This is a genomic window from Schinkia azotoformans LMG 9581 (assembly GCF_000307855.1).
GTDB classification, from domain to species: Bacteria; Bacillota; Bacilli; order Bacillales; family Bacillaceae_J; genus Schinkia; species Schinkia azotoformans.
Genome location: NZ_AJLR01000045.1, coordinates 1 through 18,598 on the forward strand (window position 1 = coordinate 1; position 18,598 = coordinate 18,598).

The 18,598-nt window shown below is 37.9% G+C and carries 18 protein-coding genes; all 18 read left to right on the top strand.

The genetic code is table 11. The annotated features are described in order from the left end of the window. The first annotated feature begins 212 nt into the window (after nt 1-212). On the top strand, nt 213-431 hold the full coding sequence (locus tag BAZO_RS07070; protein ID WP_003330683.1) for a hypothetical protein: 219 nt from the start codon (nt 213-215) through the stop codon (nt 429-431). A 233-nt stretch (nt 432-664) separates the two neighbouring features. Next, nucleotides 665-4,747, top strand: a complete 4,083-nt coding sequence (locus BAZO_RS07075; RefSeq protein WP_003330684.1) for a hypothetical protein — start codon at nt 665-667, stop codon at nt 4,745-4,747. Then, nucleotides 4,744-5,043, top strand: a complete 300-nt coding sequence (locus BAZO_RS07080) for an EscU/YscU/HrcU family type III secretion system export apparatus switch protein (protein WP_003330686.1) — start codon at nt 4,744-4,746, stop codon at nt 5,041-5,043. The genes BAZO_RS07075 and BAZO_RS07080 overlap by 4 nt, the downstream gene beginning before the upstream one ends. Before the next feature lie 71 nt (nt 5,044-5,114). After that, entirely contained in the window at nt 5,115-5,543 is a 429-nt protein-coding gene (fliS, locus tag BAZO_RS07085) for a flagellar export chaperone FliS (RefSeq protein WP_003330687.1), read from the top strand. A 43-nt stretch (nt 5,544-5,586) separates the two neighbouring features. Beyond that, nucleotides 5,587-7,011, top strand: a complete 1,425-nt coding sequence (locus tag BAZO_RS07090) for a flagellin N-terminal helical domain-containing protein (protein WP_003330688.1) — start codon at nt 5,587-5,589, stop codon at nt 7,009-7,011. A gap of 113 nt (nt 7,012-7,124) precedes the next feature. Then, complete coding sequence (locus BAZO_RS07095) at nt 7,125-7,457, top strand: hypothetical protein (RefSeq protein WP_003330689.1); 333 nt, start codon at nt 7,125-7,127, stop codon at nt 7,455-7,457. A 166-nt stretch (nt 7,458-7,623) separates the two neighbouring features. Continuing rightward, nucleotides 7,624-8,061, top strand: a complete 438-nt coding sequence (locus BAZO_RS07100) for a YaaR family protein (protein WP_003330690.1) — start codon at nt 7,624-7,626, stop codon at nt 8,059-8,061. Between the two features lie 33 nt (nt 8,062-8,094). Further along, nucleotides 8,095-8,940: a DegV family protein gene (locus tag BAZO_RS07105; RefSeq protein WP_003330691.1), complete on the top strand. Its 846-nt coding sequence runs from the start codon at nt 8,095-8,097 to the stop codon at nt 8,938-8,940. 58 nt (nt 8,941-8,998) lie between these two features. Beyond that, nucleotides 8,999-10,528, top strand: coding sequence for an ATP-dependent helicase ComFA (locus BAZO_RS07110; protein ID WP_039957190.1), 1,530 nt, complete (start codon nt 8,999-9,001; stop codon nt 10,526-10,528). A 39-nt stretch (nt 10,529-10,567) separates the two neighbouring features. After that, nucleotides 10,568-11,302, top strand: coding sequence for a ComF family protein (locus BAZO_RS07115; RefSeq protein WP_003330693.1), 735 nt, complete (start codon nt 10,568-10,570; stop codon nt 11,300-11,302). A 110-nt stretch (nt 11,303-11,412) separates the two neighbouring features. Continuing rightward, entirely contained in the window at nt 11,413-11,817 is a 405-nt protein-coding gene (locus BAZO_RS07120) for a TIGR03826 family flagellar region protein (RefSeq protein ID WP_003330695.1), read from the top strand. A 177-nt stretch (nt 11,818-11,994) separates the two neighbouring features. Continuing rightward, nucleotides 11,995-12,252, top strand: a complete 258-nt coding sequence (gene flgM, locus BAZO_RS07125; RefSeq protein WP_003330696.1) for a flagellar biosynthesis anti-sigma factor FlgM — start codon at nt 11,995-11,997, stop codon at nt 12,250-12,252. Between the two features lie 21 nt (nt 12,253-12,273). Then, nucleotides 12,274-12,768, top strand: coding sequence for a flagellar protein FlgN (locus tag BAZO_RS07130; protein WP_003330697.1), 495 nt, complete (start codon nt 12,274-12,276; stop codon nt 12,766-12,768). A gap of 23 nt (nt 12,769-12,791) precedes the next feature. Next, nucleotides 12,792-14,798 (top strand): flagellar hook-associated protein FlgK, encoded by a 2,007-nt coding sequence (gene flgK, locus BAZO_RS07135; protein WP_003330698.1) that lies wholly within the window; start codon nt 12,792-12,794, stop codon nt 14,796-14,798. 15 nt (nt 14,799-14,813) lie between these two features. After that, entirely contained in the window at nt 14,814-15,956 is a 1,143-nt protein-coding gene (gene flgL / locus BAZO_RS07140; RefSeq protein ID WP_003330699.1) for a flagellar hook-associated protein FlgL, read from the top strand. Nucleotides 15,957-16,035: 79 nt separating this feature from the next. After that, nucleotides 16,036-16,488, top strand: a complete 453-nt coding sequence (fliW, locus tag BAZO_RS07145) for a flagellar assembly protein FliW (protein WP_003330700.1) — start codon at nt 16,036-16,038, stop codon at nt 16,486-16,488. Beyond that, complete coding sequence (gene csrA, locus BAZO_RS07150) at nt 16,488-16,721, top strand: carbon storage regulator CsrA (protein ID WP_003330702.1); 234 nt, start codon at nt 16,488-16,490, stop codon at nt 16,719-16,721. Before fliW ends, csrA begins: the two co-directional genes overlap by 1 nt. Nucleotides 16,722-16,941: 220 nt before the next feature. Continuing rightward, entirely contained in the window at nt 16,942-18,564 is a 1,623-nt protein-coding gene (locus tag BAZO_RS07155) for a flagellin N-terminal helical domain-containing protein (protein WP_039957145.1), read from the top strand. The last annotated feature ends 34 nt before the right edge of the window (nt 18,565-18,598 follow it).

The following is an 18,598-nucleotide window of genomic DNA, read 5'->3' on the forward strand; positions in this document are numbered from 1 at the left end:
CGCCAAGGGCAGACCCCGCACTCCCTGTCCGCAATGTTGGAAAGCCAGTTTCGGTCCTCCTGCTATGCCTACTGCAGATTATCCCTCTATTGTTCAGAACAAAGTAAAAAACTTATGTAAAAAAGGAATACAATTTTAATTTAGTGTAAAACCTCCTATGGAACTAATTATGAAATAATACGAATTAAATTTTGTATAGGGAGTGATTAGCAATGGCGGTCGACCGCGAAAAGGTTCATAAAATGATTGAAGAAGTTAGCCAAGAAAATTTAAAGCGGGTTTTTGATTTCATTATGATGCTTCAAAAGGATGAATCTGAAATTCAGGCTGATAATTCACCACTAATTCCTCAAGAGAAAAATGCGATTGAAAAAGCAGAGAAGGATATTCCGAATGGAGATTTAATTAACTCTGTAGGATATATAACGTGAACTCGGTCTATGAATTCATAACAGGAATCTACTTAATTTCCTTAGCTAGCTACCACACATGCTGTAACATGCAATCCTCTACTAACAACCAACCCCTAATATAAAATCAGAAGGTACTACCTATCAACCACATTAACAACACCAATTCCCCAACTGGAAACAATCCTCCATTAACATCCCGAACTTTTAACCGATATAAAGACTACAAGCATATTGTACGGGAGTGGAGAAATATGCAGATTAACAATCAGTATTCTGCTAATCAATTACAACCAACAGATCGCCCACTTGAACTAAAGCAAGGGGAACTATATAACGCACAAATTAAAGAACGAGTTTCAGACACAGAAGCAGTTATTCAAATTCGTGGAAAAGAAGTAAAAGCGATATTTGAAGGTAAAATGCCGGCAGAGGATCGGGTTACAGTACAAGTTACGGGACAAAAAGACCAGGCTATAGCTGTGAAAACAGTTTCTACAGATGTTCCAAAAACTAGTTCAACTCAGGTACAGCAGGCTCAAATGTCAAGCGATATCAAGTTGCTTCAAAATGTCGGCATTACTGAAAAAGACACTCTTGAACTAAAGCAAAGTGTCCAAGTTTTATTAAATAAAGGTATTCCTGTTACTAAGGAAGCCGTTCAAGAACTGCGTGATTTTTTTGAAAAAGCACAAGGCAGTACTGCGGCTAAGTTAGATACAGTGAAAGCCTTGGCTAATAAAAAGCTAGAGGTAACGCAGTCCCATTTACGTCCCATTCACGAAGCTTTGCACGGTCGTCCATTGAATGAGGTATTAACGGATTTAGCAAAAGAAATTGACCCAGAGTTTGATTTGGCAAAAAACGAGCAAAAAGATGCATTGCGTCGTCAAACACAGCAGAATGTAGAGAATTTGCAAAAACAAACAGTTGAAACTACATCGAAAGAGGTTAAGGCTGAAGGGACTACAGCACCTGCTACTGCTTCTACAACAAAAGCTGAACAAACCAGTACGCAATCCGTTTCAAAGGACAAGGAGTTAGTTGACCTTTTACAAAAAAATCGTGATTTTGTAGAAAAAGCTCCTGAACTAAAACAGGCTATAGAAAAAGTACGTGCTGAAATTGTCAAAAATCCAGCAGTAGATCGGGAGTTAGCCCAAAAGGTTGAAAAGGCAGCGTATGAAGCTGAAAAATTACAGTCCATTGGAAAAGAGCGCCTAGTCCAAGCGTTAAAAGATGCTGAGGAGCAACTAGTAAAGCGTCACCAACAAAGACAGGAAAATTTACGGGTAACTGTGAGTCAAAATAAAGGTGCAGAAGGTTCTGCCTTACGTGAGGCAACACCTAGAGAAATTGTAAAAGCGGTAAAAGAAGATGTATCGAAGACGCCTAGTTTGCAACGTTCGATTGAAACAGTCCAAAAACAAATCGTGGACAACCCAAAAATTCCGGAGGCGGTTGTGACCAAAGTAAAGCAGGCTGTGGAAGAAGCGGGAAGATTACAGCAACAAGGGCGTATTACGGCTGGAAAAGAAACATTAGTAAATATTTTGAATTCAGTTGAAGCGGACTTGGAAGCTTTGGAGTCTATGAACAAAAATCAACAGCAGGTTAAACAGGGTGAATCACAGCCTGCAAAAATAAATCCACAACAGGTGGCCAATAGTGAACATGAACCTCGAACAAGTGAAGTAGTAAAACAAGTAAAAGCCGAGGTTCAGCGTGAACCTAATTTGCAACGGATTGTTGAAAAGGTTCGGGAACAGGTCGTTAACAATCCAAAGCTAGACGTTGAAGTAGCGCAAAAAGTAGAAAAGGCCGTGAACGAAGCTCGCCAACTACAACAAATCGGTCGAGAACCGATGGGCAGGGAACGCTTAGTCCAAGCATTAACCCAAGCTGAAAATGAATTAAAACAAATGGAGTTACGCCAACAGTCTCAATCTGCAAGAATAGAACAACCACAACCGGATGCAAGACCGAAAGGCGAGGCTCAAACAAATGAGGCCCGTACGAACGATGTAAAAGTAGCCCAAGCACAACAACCAACACAGACAGTGCAAAAAACAAATGAACAACCGGCAAGTAAGATCGTAAAACAGGCAAAAGAAGATGTCCAACGGGATCCGAATCTCCAACGTGCAATCGAAAAAGTCCGTGACCAGGTTGTTAACAATCCAAAGATAGACGTTGAAGTCGCAAAAAAAATAGATAAAGCTGTGAACGAAGCCCACCAACTTCAGCAAATAGGTCGGGAAATAATGGGCCGTGAACATCTATCTCGGGCATTAGCTCAGGCTGAAAGTGAATTAAAGCAAACCGAAACGCGCCAACAGCAGCAACAAAACATCAATCAAAATCAATCCGAACAGCGTACAATCGAAACAATAAAGCAAATCAAAGAAGCAGTTCAAAAAGAACCAAACTTTCAGCGTGCCATTGAAGTTGTCCGTGACCTATTAAAAAACAATAAGGATATCGACCCCAAAATTATTAACATGATTGAAAAAATGACAAATCAAGCAAGCCAGTTAGACCAAGCAGGGCGTGAAAGAATTTCTAATATTTTGGACCAAGCCGTAGATCAAATAAAACAATCAAATACGGCAACAGCCGAAAATACGAAAACCCAGAGCCCTGATTTACCAGATGAAAACTCGACCAAAATCAAGACTGACCAACAACAAAGTCAGCAGAAACAAACTGCACAACAGGAAAACAATCAAAAATTGAGTCAAATACTTGCTAACTTACTAAACCAAGAACAAACAACTGAAAATCAAAAACCAAGCCCAAGTGCTCAGTTAAATGAAGCTCTAAAACAAATCCAAAAAGAGTCAAATCTCGATCAGGCATTTGCTCAAATACGCAAAGAACTATTAAGTAACCCAAATTTAGATCTAAATACAATAGAAAAAATCGAAAAGGCAATGGAGCGTTCCACTCAGCTCTTAGAAAAAGGCCGCGAACTAGGCGCGCGACAGCAAATCACAAATGCATTAAATGAAATAGAACAAGAAATTACAAAAACGGAGCCTAAGCAGCTAAACCAACCAACGGACCAACAAAAAGGAATCCAAGACGAACTTATAAAACAATTCGATCAAAACGAAGAATTCCAAACACTGCCGCTTCAAGCGAAAAATATTTTGGTAACAAAAGTAACCCAGAAACTCGCACAGGCAACCCATGATTTCCGTGAGTTAAAACGTGAGATTACTAAAAATTTGGATACTGTGGAACGTTTAATAGATACGTTTAAGAAGAATGCCTATCCGCAAGCAAAGCAAATGCTTGAAACAACGATTAGCAAACTAGATAATGCCATTTTAAAAAGCGATATGATGCTTTTTACCGATATGAAAACTGAGAAGCAATTAATGCAAGCTAGCTCCCAACTAGCAGATGCTAAAAAGTTGCTAGCAAAGGGTAACCATACTGAAGCAGCAAAAATCGTTCATGACATAAAAACATTACTAGATAAAATTAACTTCAAACCATCAGAACAAAAGGTGATGCATTTTGTTTCCAAAGAAACTACAAATCTTGAAAAAATACAAAAGCCACCTACCCAACAGTTATTAAATCAATTTGATGAAACGGCACGTTCCTATGTGAGACAAGAACCGTCTGCTCGCCAGATGTTTGAAATAGTCCGTTCATTAGGACTTAACCATGACAGTGATCTAGCAAAATCTTTAGTATTCCAAAAAGGCGGGGAATCACCCTTCCAGCAAGGTCAACAAGACCAGCAAAACCAGCAACAACAGGAAAACTTAAAAGCAGCCCTGATGAAACTAGCCCAAACTGGTGGAGATGAAGCATCCACAAGGATTGCCCAACAAGCTGAACAAGCCCTTAACAACCTTACAGGCCAGCAGCTTCTAAGTAAATCGGATTCAGGCAACAGTTTACAAAGCATGTTTTTCACCTTACCACTCTTACTAGGAGAAAAACCAGAAAATCTTCAGGTATTTGTGCATTCGAAAAAAGAAGGGCAGCAGGTTGATTGGGAAAACTGTAATCTCTATTTTTTAATCGAAACAAAAAGGTTGGGCGATGTTGGAATTATGCTAACATCAACTGATCGAAATCTATCAATCACGATTAAAAATGATAGGCCTGGTTTCAAACAAAAAATGGAGCCTATCGCGGCAATCACAAAAGAAAAATTACAAGAGGTTGGTTATAGCATAAATAGCATTAATTTTACTAGAATGACATCAATCAATAGCCAAGCTACCCAAAACCAACAAAATGACACAAACAAGCAAGAACACCAGTCACAAATGAGACCAGTCTTTACCGAGAAAGGGATGGACTTCAAAATATGATCGTATCAAAATACTACAATCAGAAAAAGCGAAAAGAAATCAACGGTCCTTCCGCTGCAGTTATTAAATACGATGCGGAATCCGGGAACGCCCCCGTCGTCGTTGCTCACGGTAAAGGCCAAGTTGCTAGAGAAATCATAGAACTAGCGAAAAAAAATAATATTCATATGCAAGAAGACTCCAAGCTAGTTGAAAACCTATTAGACATGGACCTGGGGGACAATATTCCCCCACAACTCTATCAGGTTATGGCGGAAATATTGCTGCTGATTGAAGAGATGGAAAAAAACTATTAATAAAACTATTAAACTCTACAAATTTCGAGCCGATAAATAATACAGATAACCAAAACGGAGGTGCACATTACGTGACCGGCATTTTAACGGAAGAAGCATTATATAAAAAATCACCTCAAGAAATCACAGCGCTATTATATGAAGCGTGCCTAACTAATTTGGAAGAATCAATTGATGATATAAACAATAAAGACTACGTAATTGCGAACAAAAAATTACAAAAGGCCAATGACATCTTACAACGCTTAGGTGCTGGCTTAAACTATGAAGCTGGAATAATTGCTGACCAGCTGGATGTCCTATATAACTATATGGCTGATAAAGTAGTTGAGGCTAATTATAAAAAGGATACACTGCTAATTGAAGAGGTAATAAAAGGAATGGAGCCAATTTCCATCGCATGGAATGAAGCTTTGAAGAAAAAGCCGGCCCAAACCGCAAACGTCTTGAAAAATAAAGCAATGGCCTATGAAAAAAGTGTGTTAATGGAAGATAAATAGAAAAAATTAAATTCTATGAACTCAAAATAAGGAGAGAAATAACATGAAAATTAATCATAATATTCAAGCTCTGAATGCATACAGAAACCTTTATTCAAACCAAGCCGCAACTTCAAAAAACCTGGAAAAACTTTCATCTGGTCTACGTATTAATCGCGCAGCAGATGATGCAGCAGGACTAGCCATCTCTGAAAAAATGCGTTCTCAAATCCGTGGACTTAAACAAGCGGAACGTAACTCCATGGACGGAATCTCTTTAATGCAAACAGCTGAGGGTGCTATGACTGAAGTCCACTCCATGCTACAACGTATGCGTGAGCTATCCGTACAGGCAGCGAATGAAACAAACACGAATACTGACCGTGATGCAATTCAAAAAGAAATTGATCAATTATTAGTTGAGATTGATAGTATTGCGGCAAAAACAGAATTTAATACAAGAAAGCTTCTTGATGGTTCAAGTGCTGTCGATACTCAATTTTCTAATAATAACCCAGCTAATATCACAAAGGTTCCAACAGTTATTGACCCTTCACTTGTAACCGGGGATTACCAAGTAACAGTTGGAGGTACCATTAAAGAGGTTAAAGCGATTACTCAGCCTGGAGCTGGTGTTAATAGCGCAGATGTAATAGCAAGTAGTTTAAGTGATCTGCAAGGTGAAAAGCTAAAATTAGGTGAATATTCTATTGTCGTAACAAATGTTGATACAACTGGGGCAAAGCCAAGTGCCACAATTGAAGTTTTTGATCCAGATGGATTTTCGCTAGGTAAAAAGGCAAGTGAAATTGGAACAGGTGCAACTGGTAGTCCGATTACAATAGGAACTGATGACCAAGAGATAAAAATAGATACAACATTAATCACACAGGCTGGAACTGCGAAAGTAAGATTAGAATATGAAGCAGAGATTTCAGTGAAGAAAAAAAATAATGCAGCGACTCCAGTTTATGAGGATATTACATTTAAAAAGAAAATAACAACAGAAAATGGTCTTATTAAGCATGGTGGACTAGAGCTACAGTTTGGATCAAATATGAAAACTGGTGACTCTCAATTCACTGTTACTAACAAAGCTTTATCATTCCAAATTGGTGCGAACTCTAATCAAGGAGTTAACATCGACATTCCACAGCTAAGTACTGTAAAGTTAGGAATAGACGGAATTCGTGTTAACACATATGAAGCGGCAAGTGATGCCATATTTAGATTGGATAATGCAATTACACAAATTTCAGCGGTACGTTCTAAGCTAGGGGCAACACAAAACCGCTTGGAGCATACAATTAACAACTTGCAAACTACATCTGAAAACTTAACAGCATCTGAGTCACGTATTCGTGACGCTGATATGGCACTTGAAATGACTGAGTTCACAAAGAATAATATTCTTAACCAATCAGCTCAAGCAATGCTTGCTCAAGCAAACCAATTGCCGCAAGGTATTCTTCAGTTATTACAACGCTAATAAAAAAAGAACCAGGTTGTCCAAGTTCGTTTGGGCAGCCTTTTTTAAAAACAAAAAAATTTGATTCAAAATAGCTAGTCCATGTTATAATACCTTCAAAGGAGGTGTAAACCATGGAAGAAAAAGTTTTTAATTTACTAGAAAAAATGTATGTCGAAATGCATGAAATGAAAGTTGAAATGCAAGATATGAAAATTGAAATGCATGAAATGAAAGCCAACATGGCAACAAAACAAGATTTGTCAAAAGTTGAACGAAGGGTTGGAAGGCTAGAGCAAAACCTGGTTGTGCTTGAAAACAAAGTAGATACTAATCATAAGGCGCTATTTGATGGGTACAAACAAACATATGAAAAGCTAAACATCCTCGAAGAGAAAATCGATAGAATTGATCAAAAGGTTGAAAAGCATGATGTTGAAATAAGAGTCATTAAGGGAGCTCAATGAAGACGGCTGTTTATGGTAGTCTAAGTCTAAGCGCATACCCCGCCCCATTATTTTTCACTAATGAATAAATTCATCGTAATAGACCTCATCCTTTCATTCCTATAATAAATACAGAAGTTATCTGATATAATAATCACTATATTTGAAGCAAAAAGGCGGGAAAATAATGGACGTTCAAAAAATCGGAAAAACCGGCCTAAATAATATAAAGTCAAAAAAAAGCGGACCTACTGAAAGCATTTCCTTCCAAGAAGTAATGGGAAAAAATCGCCAGGAAATGGTCCATGAAAAATTAACAAAATTAGTTCAAGAAATTGAAGATCAAGGAAAAGTTCTTTCAGAATCCAGAACCGTTGATGAACTTCGAAAATACAAAAAGATGGTTAAAGAATTTATGGATGAAGCGGTTCAAAACGGGTTACAGTTGGAGGAACGTCGTGGTTTCAATCGCCGTGGTCGTACAAAAATCTATAAGATAGTCAAAGAAGTTGATAAAAAACTGATCGACCTCACCAATGCCGTCCTAGATAAAGAAAAAAAGAGCCTAGATATCTTAAGTATGGTGGGAGAAATCAAAGGGTTGCTAATTAATATTTACACATAAGTCACCACACTTAAATAAAGGAAAGATATTCATATGAAAACTGCAATTGTTACGGATAGTACGGCATACATACCCCAAAGTCTTCGTGAACAATTACATATTGAAATATGCCCGTTAAACGTAATTTTTGAATCAGAGTCCTACCAAGAGGAGCTTGAACTAACGGCTGATGATTTTTATGAAAAAGTAAGAAATGTTTCAGAACTCCCGAAAACATCTCAACCAGCAATAGGCTTATTCGAACAGACTTTTAAAAATTTAGCTAAAAAGGGTTATGAAGCAGTTATTTCGATTCATTTATCAAGTGGAATCAGCGGGACTTTTCAAGCATCAGTAACAGCTGGTGGAATGGTTGATGAAATTCTAGTTTATTCCTTTGATTCAGAAATTAGTTGCATGCCGCAAGGGTTTTATGCAATTGAAGCAGCCGAAATGGCGCTTCAAGGAAAGGAACCAAAAAAGATTTTAGAACGTCTGAATGAAATGAAAAAATCGATGTGTGCTTATTTCATGGTTGACGATTTAGCTCATTTACAGCGCGGGGGCCGACTAAATGGCGCTCAAGCATTAATAGGAAGTCTTCTTCAAGTAAAGCCAATCTTGCATTTTGAAGATGCAAAAATAGTTCCTTTTGAAAAAATCCGTACACATAAAAAAGCAATAAAGCGTATTCTGGAGTTATTCGACGAAGATGCAAAAACAGGAGTACCAATAAAAGCTTCGTTAATTCATGCAAATAGACTAGATATAGTTGAGGAATTGAAAAATCAAATTCAATCTGAATATAAAAATGTAGAAATCGATATTAGCTACTTTGGTGCGGTAATTGGTACTCATTTGGGTGAAGGAGCAATTGGATTAGGCTGGTATAAAAAGTAGGGCACTGACAAAACTCTTGTTGTTAGTGCCTATAATCATAATGAAAGGCGCTGATGCGATGAGATTTACGATCCAAAACCAAAATGAAACCCAGTTCCTACTTCCTGAATTACTAGTTTCAAAGGACACTCCAAACCAACAAACTTTTCAATCAATCTACAAAATAGCAACCCTACTACCACAAAAATTAAATGAGGAATTTCAATACTCCCAAGAACTCCAACAACATCTTCAAGGCAAAAGACTACTACTAGACGAATTACCATTTCCATTATCAGACATTCATCAACACTATCTAAATGGCTATATCCAATACCACCATGGAATCATAACAAACCCTAAAAAACAATTCATCTGTCAACGCTGTGGCAATCAAAATCAACATATATTTGCATCATTTCACTGTGCCCGTTGCCGTGAACAAGGCTGCACCTATTGTAGAAATTGTATTATGATGGGGCGAGTCAGTCAATGTACTCCGCTCATTACCTGGACAGGTCCTTCTTCACAAAAAACAGCCCATATTAAATCAGTTTTAAACTGGTCCGGCCAGCTCTCACCCGGCCAACAAACTGCCTCAGACAAAGTAATTGAAACAATCAACAACAATCAAGACTTACTAGTCTGGGCCGTGTGCGGATCTGGAAAAACTGAAGTACTTTTCCAAGGTATAAAAACAGCACTTCAACATGGGAAACAAGTTTGCATCACAACACCACGAACAGATGTCGTCCATGAACTGACGCCACGTCTTAAGCAAGCCTTTCCCAATACAACATTAATATCTTTATATGGTGGCAGTGAAGATCGCAGCAAAACAGCCCAACTAACAATATCAACCACTCATCAACTCCTTAGATACTACAAAAACTTCGACGTCATTATCATCGATGAAGTAGATGCCTTTCCCTATTCAGCTGACCCATCACTACAATATGCTGTCCATCAAGCGAAAAAAGAAATATCAGCGATGATCTACCTAACCGCCACTCCAAACGCAGAATTCAAACAAAAGTCCAACAAAAACAAAATACAAACCGTTACAATTCCAGCCCGGTATCATCGCCAACCACTACCTGTTCCGACCTTTACTTGGTGTGGCAACTGGAAAAGCCGACTTAAAAAGAAACATGCCATCCCTACAAACCTTAAGAACTGGATCACAGGCCAATTTCAAAATAATAAGCAAGCTTTTCTGTTTGTCCCACATATCACAACATTAAATGATGTAGTGCCCATCTTGAAAAAGATAAATGCAAGCATCGAAGGTGTCCATTCCGAGGATCCGAACCGTAAACAAAAGGTCCAAGCCTTCCGTGAAGGAACAGTCCCAATTCTTGTCACAACAACGATCCTAGAACGAGGAGTAACAGTACCAAATACAGATGTTGCTGTTTTCGGTGCTGAGGATGATATTTTTACCGAAAGTGCCCTTGTGCAAATAGCCGGAAGGGTTGGCCGCAGTCCTAAATATCCAGCAGGTGAGGTAATCTTCTTTCATTATGGAAAAACAAAAGCAATGAAAGATGCCCGAACGCAAATTCTAAAAATGAATAAACAAGGGAAACACCTAGGTTTGCTAGATTGAAAATAATTGCCCAATTAATAAAAAGGAGAAGACCCAAATATGCACTGCCTAATCTGCCATCAGCCACTCACCGAAATCATCACTTGGAGTTCACTTTTCACCCTATCAACCCAAAATGATCAACCTCAAATTTGCAACCAATGTAATCAAAAACTAGAACCAATTACTGGTGAGCAATGCCGAATCTGCAGCCGTCCTTTTTCCAAATTAGAACCCAAATTCCGCAAACAAGACCTATGCTACGACTGCTACAATTGGGAACGAACTTCAGAATGGCAAGGACTCCTTACCCAAAACACATCGATCTTTAATTACAATGATTTTTTAAAAGACCTCCTTGCCCAATTTAAATTTCGCGGTGACCACGAATTAGTAAAGATTTTCACCGAACCGATACAAACGAAATTTAAACAAATGTTTGATCAAAAAAAACCACCGATCATAATCCCAGTCCCATTAAGCATAGAACGCCAATATGAAAGAGGATTTAATCAAGCACAATCATTAGCAAGCCTTCTAAGCCAACAACCAATAGAAGAAATACTAGAACGCTCTCATACCGAAAAACAAAGTAAAAAGAAACGCTCAGAAAGGCTACTAACAGATTCACCATTCCATCTTAAGGCCGATATCAACCCAGCCCAATACAAAAACAAAAATTTCCTCATCATAGATGACATCTACACCACTGGCATAACATTAAGACAAATAGCAAAAGTACTTCAACCACTCTCACCAAATTCAATCAAATCGCTAACATTAGCTAGAAGTTAATGGTACGGACTCCATTTCACAAAATTCGGAACCAATAACTAAATAAATTTCACACCTGTGACGATATAATAAATATAAGAAAAGAACCGTCTCAAGGAGGAAAACTAACTATGTCACAACTAGATAATTGTTCGAGATGTGGTCGTATATATGTCCGTAACCTTAGTGGATTATGTGATGTCTGTCGAAAAGAAGATGATCAATTATTCGATAAAGTATACCAATTTATTAGGAAACGCCAAAATCGTGCAGCTACCATGCTACAAATTGTAGAAGCAACAGGAGTTCCTGAAGTAACCATTATGCGCTTTGTGAAAGAAGGACGTCTAAAACCAGCGCAATTTCCAAACTTGGGCTATCCATGTGAACGCTGTGGAACGACCATTCAATCAGGCAAGCTTTGTGCAATATGTGCTGGTAAACTTGAATCGGATCTAAAACAATTTGAACATGAAGAAGAACGGAAACGAAAAATTGAAGAAAGAGAAAAAAAGACCTATTTCACGGAGGATTGAAATAATAACCGTAATTAGCCAATATAAGTAAACTTTTAAGAAAAATTGCCGATAATAAAGAAAAGGTATTGTTATACTATCAAATATTGTTAAGAATTTGGTTGATAGTATAAGAAAATACATCGCTATTTGCCATAGGCAAATAACGTGTTTTTCTAATGAAAGAGGTGAACGGATTTGAAAATCAATCATTTTGGTCCTGTAAATATGAATCCATATAAAAAACAAATTGAAAAAATGAATCAATTACAAAAAACGTCAAGTACAGACCAAGTCCAAATTTCAACTGAAGCAATGGAGCTGCAAAAAGGCAGTCGAATCGAAACGGAACGGCAAGCTAAAGTTGAAGAACTAAAAAACAAAATTGAATCCGGAGAATATCAAGTAAATCCACGTGAAGTGGCGAAGAAAATGTATGAGTTCTGGAACAACTAACAGATAAAGGAGGATCAGTCAGTGTCTGCAGAAACACTAATTCAAACACTAGAAAAAATACTTTTTTTGCACAAAAGCTTAAATCAATTGGCAAAACAAAAGACAGAAATATTAAAGACTGGAGACACTGCAGCCCTTAATAACCTGTTAAAGGAGGAAAAAAAACATATCCAAGCTATACAAAAATTTGAAACCGAACGTCAACAGGTTTCAATCGCTTTTTTAGCAAGGAAACAATCCAATGATTTTACTAATCCAACAATTGAAGATTGTATTAATTTTGCCAACACGGCTGAGAAAATAAAATTAACTCGAATAAAGTCTAAATTACAACAACAAATTAAAATATTATCCAATCAAAACGAACTAAATCAGCAGCTGCTCAAACAGTCCCTGCAGTTTGTAAATTTATCATTGGATATCTTAAAACCTGAAATAGATACTTATAATTATGAGCGCCCAGGTCAATCGTTTCAGTACGAGGAAGGCCGCTCAATTTTTAATTCAAAGGCATAAATTTTAACGGAGGTGAAAACTAAATGGTTTCAACGTTTCATGGATTAGAAACAGCCCGTAGGGGAATGATGACACAACAGGCTGCGCTTTACGTTACGGGACACAATATTGCAAATGCCAATACACCCGGCTATACAAGGCAGCGGGTTAATTTTGAAGCAACACAAGCGTATCCACCTGTAGGTAGGAATAATGCAAAAATTCCAGGTCAAATAGGTACTGGTGTACAAGCAGGAGATATCCAACGAATTCGGGATTCATTTGTTGATACGCAATTTAGAGGCGAAAATAGCAAGCTTGGTTTTTGGCAAGCAAAAGCTGAAATGCTTACACAAATGGAAGATATTATGAATGAGCCCTCAGATACAGGTCTAGCAAAATCAATGGATGAATTTTGGAACTCATTACAGGATTTAGCCGTACAACCGCAAAACAATGGGGCTCGACGGGTTGTGCGTCAACGCGGTATAGCTTTAGCCAACACTTTTAATTATATGTACAATTCTTTAAAGGCTGTCCAAAAGGATTATCGGAACGAAATTGATATTTCCGAAACGCAAATCAATTCTCTTTTAAGACAAATTAATCAATTAAACAAACAAATTGGATCGATCGAGCCACATGGCTATTTGCCAAATGATTTGTACGATGAACGTGATAGATTAGTAGATGAATTATCGAGCTTAGTCAATATAAAAGTTGAAGTGAAGCCAAGTGGTGGTTTAGCATCAGCGAATGCGGAAGGATTATATGATATTTACCTTGCTACACCACAGGGGGATAAGCTAAAGGATTCTGATGGTAAAGAAATTCAGCTAGTGAATACTACGGATGGCAAGGCCTATGGAATTCATATTAAGTATGAAGACCGAACAGTACTAGATAGCCCTGTCTCTGAAATTAGATTCTTTGAATTAAAAGAAACGGAAAAAGGCTTTGTTGGTCTAGCGGATGACGCTGCCGCCGATAATGACAATGCTACCCCGGTTTATGAGCTTTCAAAGTTTTCCTCCTTTAATACAAACGGCAGGTTAAAAGGATTTATCGAAGGCTACGGCTATAAAGAGGGTACAGATACAAAAGGGCTATACAATGATATGCTGTCCGACCTTGATAAGATGGCTTTTACATTTGCCGAACAATTTAATCTTGTTCACCAATCTGGCTGGAGCTTAAATGAAATAAGAGATGGTGTGGAGCATAATTACAATTTCTTTGACCTCGGAGGATTGACAGCTGACAATCCTGCAGGAGCAGCCGCGTTAATAAAGGTAGCCCAGGCCATTATGGATGATGTCGATAATATTGCGGCGGCGGCAGAAGGAAATGTGATTGTCGGCTCAATGGAAAGAACAAGCAATGTTGACAATAAGACTGTTGGTAATCCAAGTATTAAAGGGATTTACGATAGGACAAAAACAACTCCCTCTTTTTCAGATGAAGCAAAAGAAATAAAAGTAGAGTTAAGCTTTGATGAAACTTCCAACTCATGGAGCTATAAGTTTACATCTTATAAAAGTGATGGAACTAACCTTGATATATCAGAAGGCACTATTGGCACAAGTGGGAAAATTTCACTATATGGCATTGATATCGATACAACACTTGTTAAACCAAAGGATGACGATAGTGGCATACAAACATGGTCATATACATTTTCAGCAGAAGGAGTTAAGTCAAGCGACGAAGCTTTCATCGGCAACGGCTCAAATGCATTAGAGCTTTCGAAGGTTAAAGATGCTCTTTTAAATTATGGCGGTAGCTTAACGAATGTTTCTACCTTTTACCAAGGTATGATCGGAGCATTAGGTGACCAAACATCTGAAGCTCTAAGAATGCTAAATACATCGACAACGCTAAAAGATTCTGTTGAGCAACGCCGGATGTCCATTAGCAATGTATCTCTAGATGAAGAAATGACAAATATGATTAAATTCCAGCATGCCTATAATGCAGCAGCAAGACAAATTACTCTAGTTGATGAAATGCTCGATAAAATTATCAATGGTATGGGATTAGTAGGAAGATAGGGTAGGTGAAAAATAGTGCGAGTTACACAAAATATGTTAACGAACAGCAACCTCAGTTATATAAGTAAAAACTATGAACGCTTAGCGAAGTTACAAGACCAAATTAATACAGGCAAAAAAATAACCCGCCCTTCTGATGATCCTGTTGTTGCTATGAAAGGGATGCGATATCGAAGTCAATTAACGGAGGTCAAGCAATTTTATCGGAATCTAACCGAAGGCTTTACTTGGTTGGAAAATACAGATTCTGCCCTTGATGAAACAGCAAAAGTATTAGAGCGTGTCCGAGAATTAGTCGTGCAAGCATCAAACGACACCTATGACTCAGCTGCACGTGGAAATATTGCGAAAGAGATTGAACAGTTACAAAAACATCTAGCATCAGTCGCAAATACAAAAGTTGGTGAGAATTATATTTTTAATGGAACCGATATTGGTACAGCACCAGTTAAGGAAGATTCATTGTTCGTTGAATTTAACACGTTTAAATCTGATATTGCGGCAAGTGCCATTGATCCGGAAAATTACGTAGTCAATTATCAAGGCTATACATTCCAATATGACAAAGATAATAGTACAGCTGATAAACTTGAATATAAATCTACAGCTGGAAACACAATTACAATCGATATAACGACAGGGGATATCACCCATAAATATACAAATACATCTAATACAACAACAGAAGAAAGAATAAATGGAGATAATTTGGCTATTGCCAATAAAAATGCTATATCCACGAATACCCAGGATTTTGAAGTAGAAGTCATGAAGGGTGTCAAAATTCCAGTAAACGTCCGACCACAAGATGCCTTCTCAATCGAACTTTTTAGTGGGTTGGAATCTATCAAAAAAATGTTGGTAAATCCGGATACTAAAGGCACAGATATCACAAAAGCACTTGAATCATTAGATAAAATCTCTAACGGTGTTGTATCGACGAGATCAGAACTAGGTGCACGCCAAAACAGGGCTGAATTAGTAGAAAACCGTCTGCAGGAGCAGAAAATCACCGCTGAAAAAACCGTATCAGACAACGAAGACATCGACTTTGAACAAGCCATTATCGATTTAATAACCCAAGAAGGCATCCATCGCGCCTCATTAGCGGCAGGAGCCCGGATCATCCAACCAACATTAATGGACTTTTTAAGATGAAAAAGCTATCTGCAACTTGATAGCTTTTTTTCATAAATATCAGTCTGCTTTTAAAAATTAAAAAGAAATGGTGAGATAAATGAAAATAAATACAAAATACCATGGTGAAATGGAAATAGAAGACAAAGCCATCATTCAATTTAAAGAAGGCATCCCAAGCTTCGAAGATGAAAAACAATTTGTCATCATACCATTAGACGAAGACAGCCCATTCCTAATCTTGCAATCCTTAACAACACCAAGTTTAGGATTTGTAATCATTAGCCCATTCGATTACTTTACAGATTATACCGTTGATTTATCCGAATCAACTATTCAAAAATTGAAAATCAAAAGCGAAGACCAAGTAGCAATCTATACAATTCTAACCGTCCAAGAGCCATTCGAAAACACAACCACAAACCTAAGTGGCCCAATCGTTATCAACGTCAAAGATCAACTGGGAAAACAAATCATCCTAAACAACGAAAAATACACAACAAAGCACCACATCATCAAAACCCCAACCGCAATAAGCAAGGAGGGGAAATAATGCTTGTACTTACAAGAAAACCAAATCAATCCATCCAAATCGGTGATGATATTGAACTTACAATCCTTTCTGTTGAAGGTGATCAAGTTAAAATCGGCATCAACGCCCCAAGACAAATAGAAATACATAGAAAAGAAATCTATTTGGCAATTCAAGAAGAAAACCACCAAGCAGCATCAGAAGTATCGATCGATTCACTTAAAGGTTTATCATTACAGATTCGGAAAAAATAAATCTAACCCACTTAGAAAAGCAAGTAAATCTAAGTGGGATTTTTAGTTGTCTAAAGAAATCATCATTAAAAAATATTTATTATAAAACTATTAAACTTCCAAAAATAATGTCGATATATAAATTGTACAAGTTAGCCATTAAAGGCGGCCGACTTTAATGGCTAACTTAACCAAAATTCACATGGATGTGAATAAACGACAATTCAAGGAGGAAATTAAAATGAGAATTAATCACAACATTGCAGCGTTGAACACGTATCGTCAGTTGAATACCGCATCAACAGGTCAAACTAAATCAATGGAGAAATTATCTTCAGGTCTTCGTATTAACAAAGCTGGGGACGATGCAGCGGGTCTTGCAATCTCCGAAAAAATGCGTGCACAAGTACGTGGTTTAGATCAAGCATCTGCAAATGCTCAAGACGGTATTTCAATGATTCAAACAGCTGAAGGTGCTTTGAATGAAACGCATTCAATCCTTCAACGTGTACGTGAACTTGCCGACCAATCTGCAAATGGCACGAACACTGCTGAGGATCGTAAAGCAATTCAAGATGAAGTAACTCAATTAAAACAAGAGATTGACCGTATCGGTAATACTACAGAATTTAATACACAGAAGTTGTTGAATGGTAACTTGAAATCTGCTGGTGGTGCATCAGTTGGACAAAATACAACGACTGGTTCTACTGTTGGTAAATTAGCAGCTGGAACCCTTACAGTCTCCGGATCCCATACACTATCATCGTCTGCATTCTCAACGTCTTTTGTAGCTGAAACTCTTAAAATTGATGGCACTGAAATTACTGTAAATTGGCAGAACTTAAGTACAGATGAGCAAAATATTATTAAAAACGGCGCTAGCAGTGATGCCACTTCTCAACAAAAAGCGCTTGATTTAATGGTAAGTAAAATTAACGAGGCCATTGATCAATCTGGCACCGGAGTTGCCCATGTAAGTGGTTATCTAAGTGGGGGTGCTATTACACTAACTAGTGGATCCGAAGGAACGAATTCTAAAATTGAAGCAGGTAGTGCGGGTGTATTAAATCAAGCTCTTGGTGGAGCAGGGACATCAACTGCTGGAACAAATAAATATAATGGAACAACTATTGCAAGTGCAACTTCTAGTTTTATTGCAGATATTAATGGTGTAACGATGGAGGTTACACTCACTGGCGCAGGAATCGCAAATGGTTCTGACATGTCAACTGCGGCCGATTTATTACAAACAGCTATTAATAATGCGATTTCTAATGCAAACAATACCGCAGGAGCTACTTCAAATGCGAATCCTGGTTTTATTGCTGACGTCAAAGTAAATGTTACAAAAGATGGTCGGTTTGAAATTGTTAGTGAAACAGGTCCAGTTAAGTTATCTGATAAAGTTGGAGAAACTACAGTCAAGGACCTAGGCTTATCTTCAGCACAAACTGATGCATCAGGTAATGGGGGAATGACCTTCCAAATTGGTGCAAATAAAGGCCAAACTATTACATTTGGTATTAATGATATGCGTTCTGCAGCTCTAGGAATTGCAGGTGTTGATGTTTCTACACAAGCTGGAGCTTCAAATGCTCTTGAAAGCTTGGATAAAGCTATTAAGAACGTATCTTCCGAACGTAGTAAACTTGGTGCTATACAAAACCGCTTAGAACATACAATCAATAACTTGAGTACGTCTTCTGAAAACCTAACAGCTGCGGAATCTCGTATCCGTGACGTAGATATGGCGAAAGAGATGATGGCTCAAACAAAGAATTCAATTCTTTCTCAAGCTGCTCAAGCTATGTTGGCTCAGGCAAACCAACAACCACAAGGTGTTCTTCAATTATTACGTTAATGATAAAAGGAAGAGGATCGGGGAATTTCCTCGA

Coding starts and splice junctions, on each gene's coding strand:
- csrA (WP_003330702.1), top strand. CDS start 16,488: ATGCTTGTACTTACAAGAAAACCAAATCAATCCATCCAAATCGGTGAT.
- BAZO_RS07105 (WP_003330691.1), top strand. CDS start 8,095: ATGAAAACTGCAATTGTTACGGATAGTACGGCATACATACCCCAAAGT.
- BAZO_RS07110 (WP_039957190.1), top strand. CDS start 8,999: ATGAGATTTACGATCCAAAACCAAAATGAAACCCAGTTCCTACTTCCT.
- fliW (WP_003330700.1), top strand. CDS start 16,036: ATGAAAATAAATACAAAATACCATGGTGAAATGGAAATAGAAGACAAA.
- flgK (WP_003330698.1), top strand. CDS start 12,792: ATGGTTTCAACGTTTCATGGATTAGAAACAGCCCGTAGGGGAATGATG.
- BAZO_RS07155 (WP_039957145.1), top strand. CDS start 16,942: ATGAGAATTAATCACAACATTGCAGCGTTGAACACGTATCGTCAGTTG.
- BAZO_RS07070 (WP_003330683.1), top strand. CDS start 213: ATGGCGGTCGACCGCGAAAAGGTTCATAAAATGATTGAAGAAGTTAGC.
- BAZO_RS07095 (WP_003330689.1), top strand. CDS start 7,125: ATGGAAGAAAAAGTTTTTAATTTACTAGAAAAAATGTATGTCGAAATG.
- BAZO_RS07115 (WP_003330693.1), top strand. CDS start 10,568: ATGCACTGCCTAATCTGCCATCAGCCACTCACCGAAATCATCACTTGG.
- BAZO_RS07090 (WP_003330688.1), top strand. CDS start 5,587: ATGAAAATTAATCATAATATTCAAGCTCTGAATGCATACAGAAACCTT.
- BAZO_RS07100 (WP_003330690.1), top strand. CDS start 7,624: ATGGACGTTCAAAAAATCGGAAAAACCGGCCTAAATAATATAAAGTCA.
- BAZO_RS07075 (WP_003330684.1), top strand. CDS start 665: ATGCAGATTAACAATCAGTATTCTGCTAATCAATTACAACCAACAGAT.
- BAZO_RS07120 (WP_003330695.1), top strand. CDS start 11,413: ATGTCACAACTAGATAATTGTTCGAGATGTGGTCGTATATATGTCCGT.
- BAZO_RS07080 (WP_003330686.1), top strand. CDS start 4,744: ATGATCGTATCAAAATACTACAATCAGAAAAAGCGAAAAGAAATCAAC.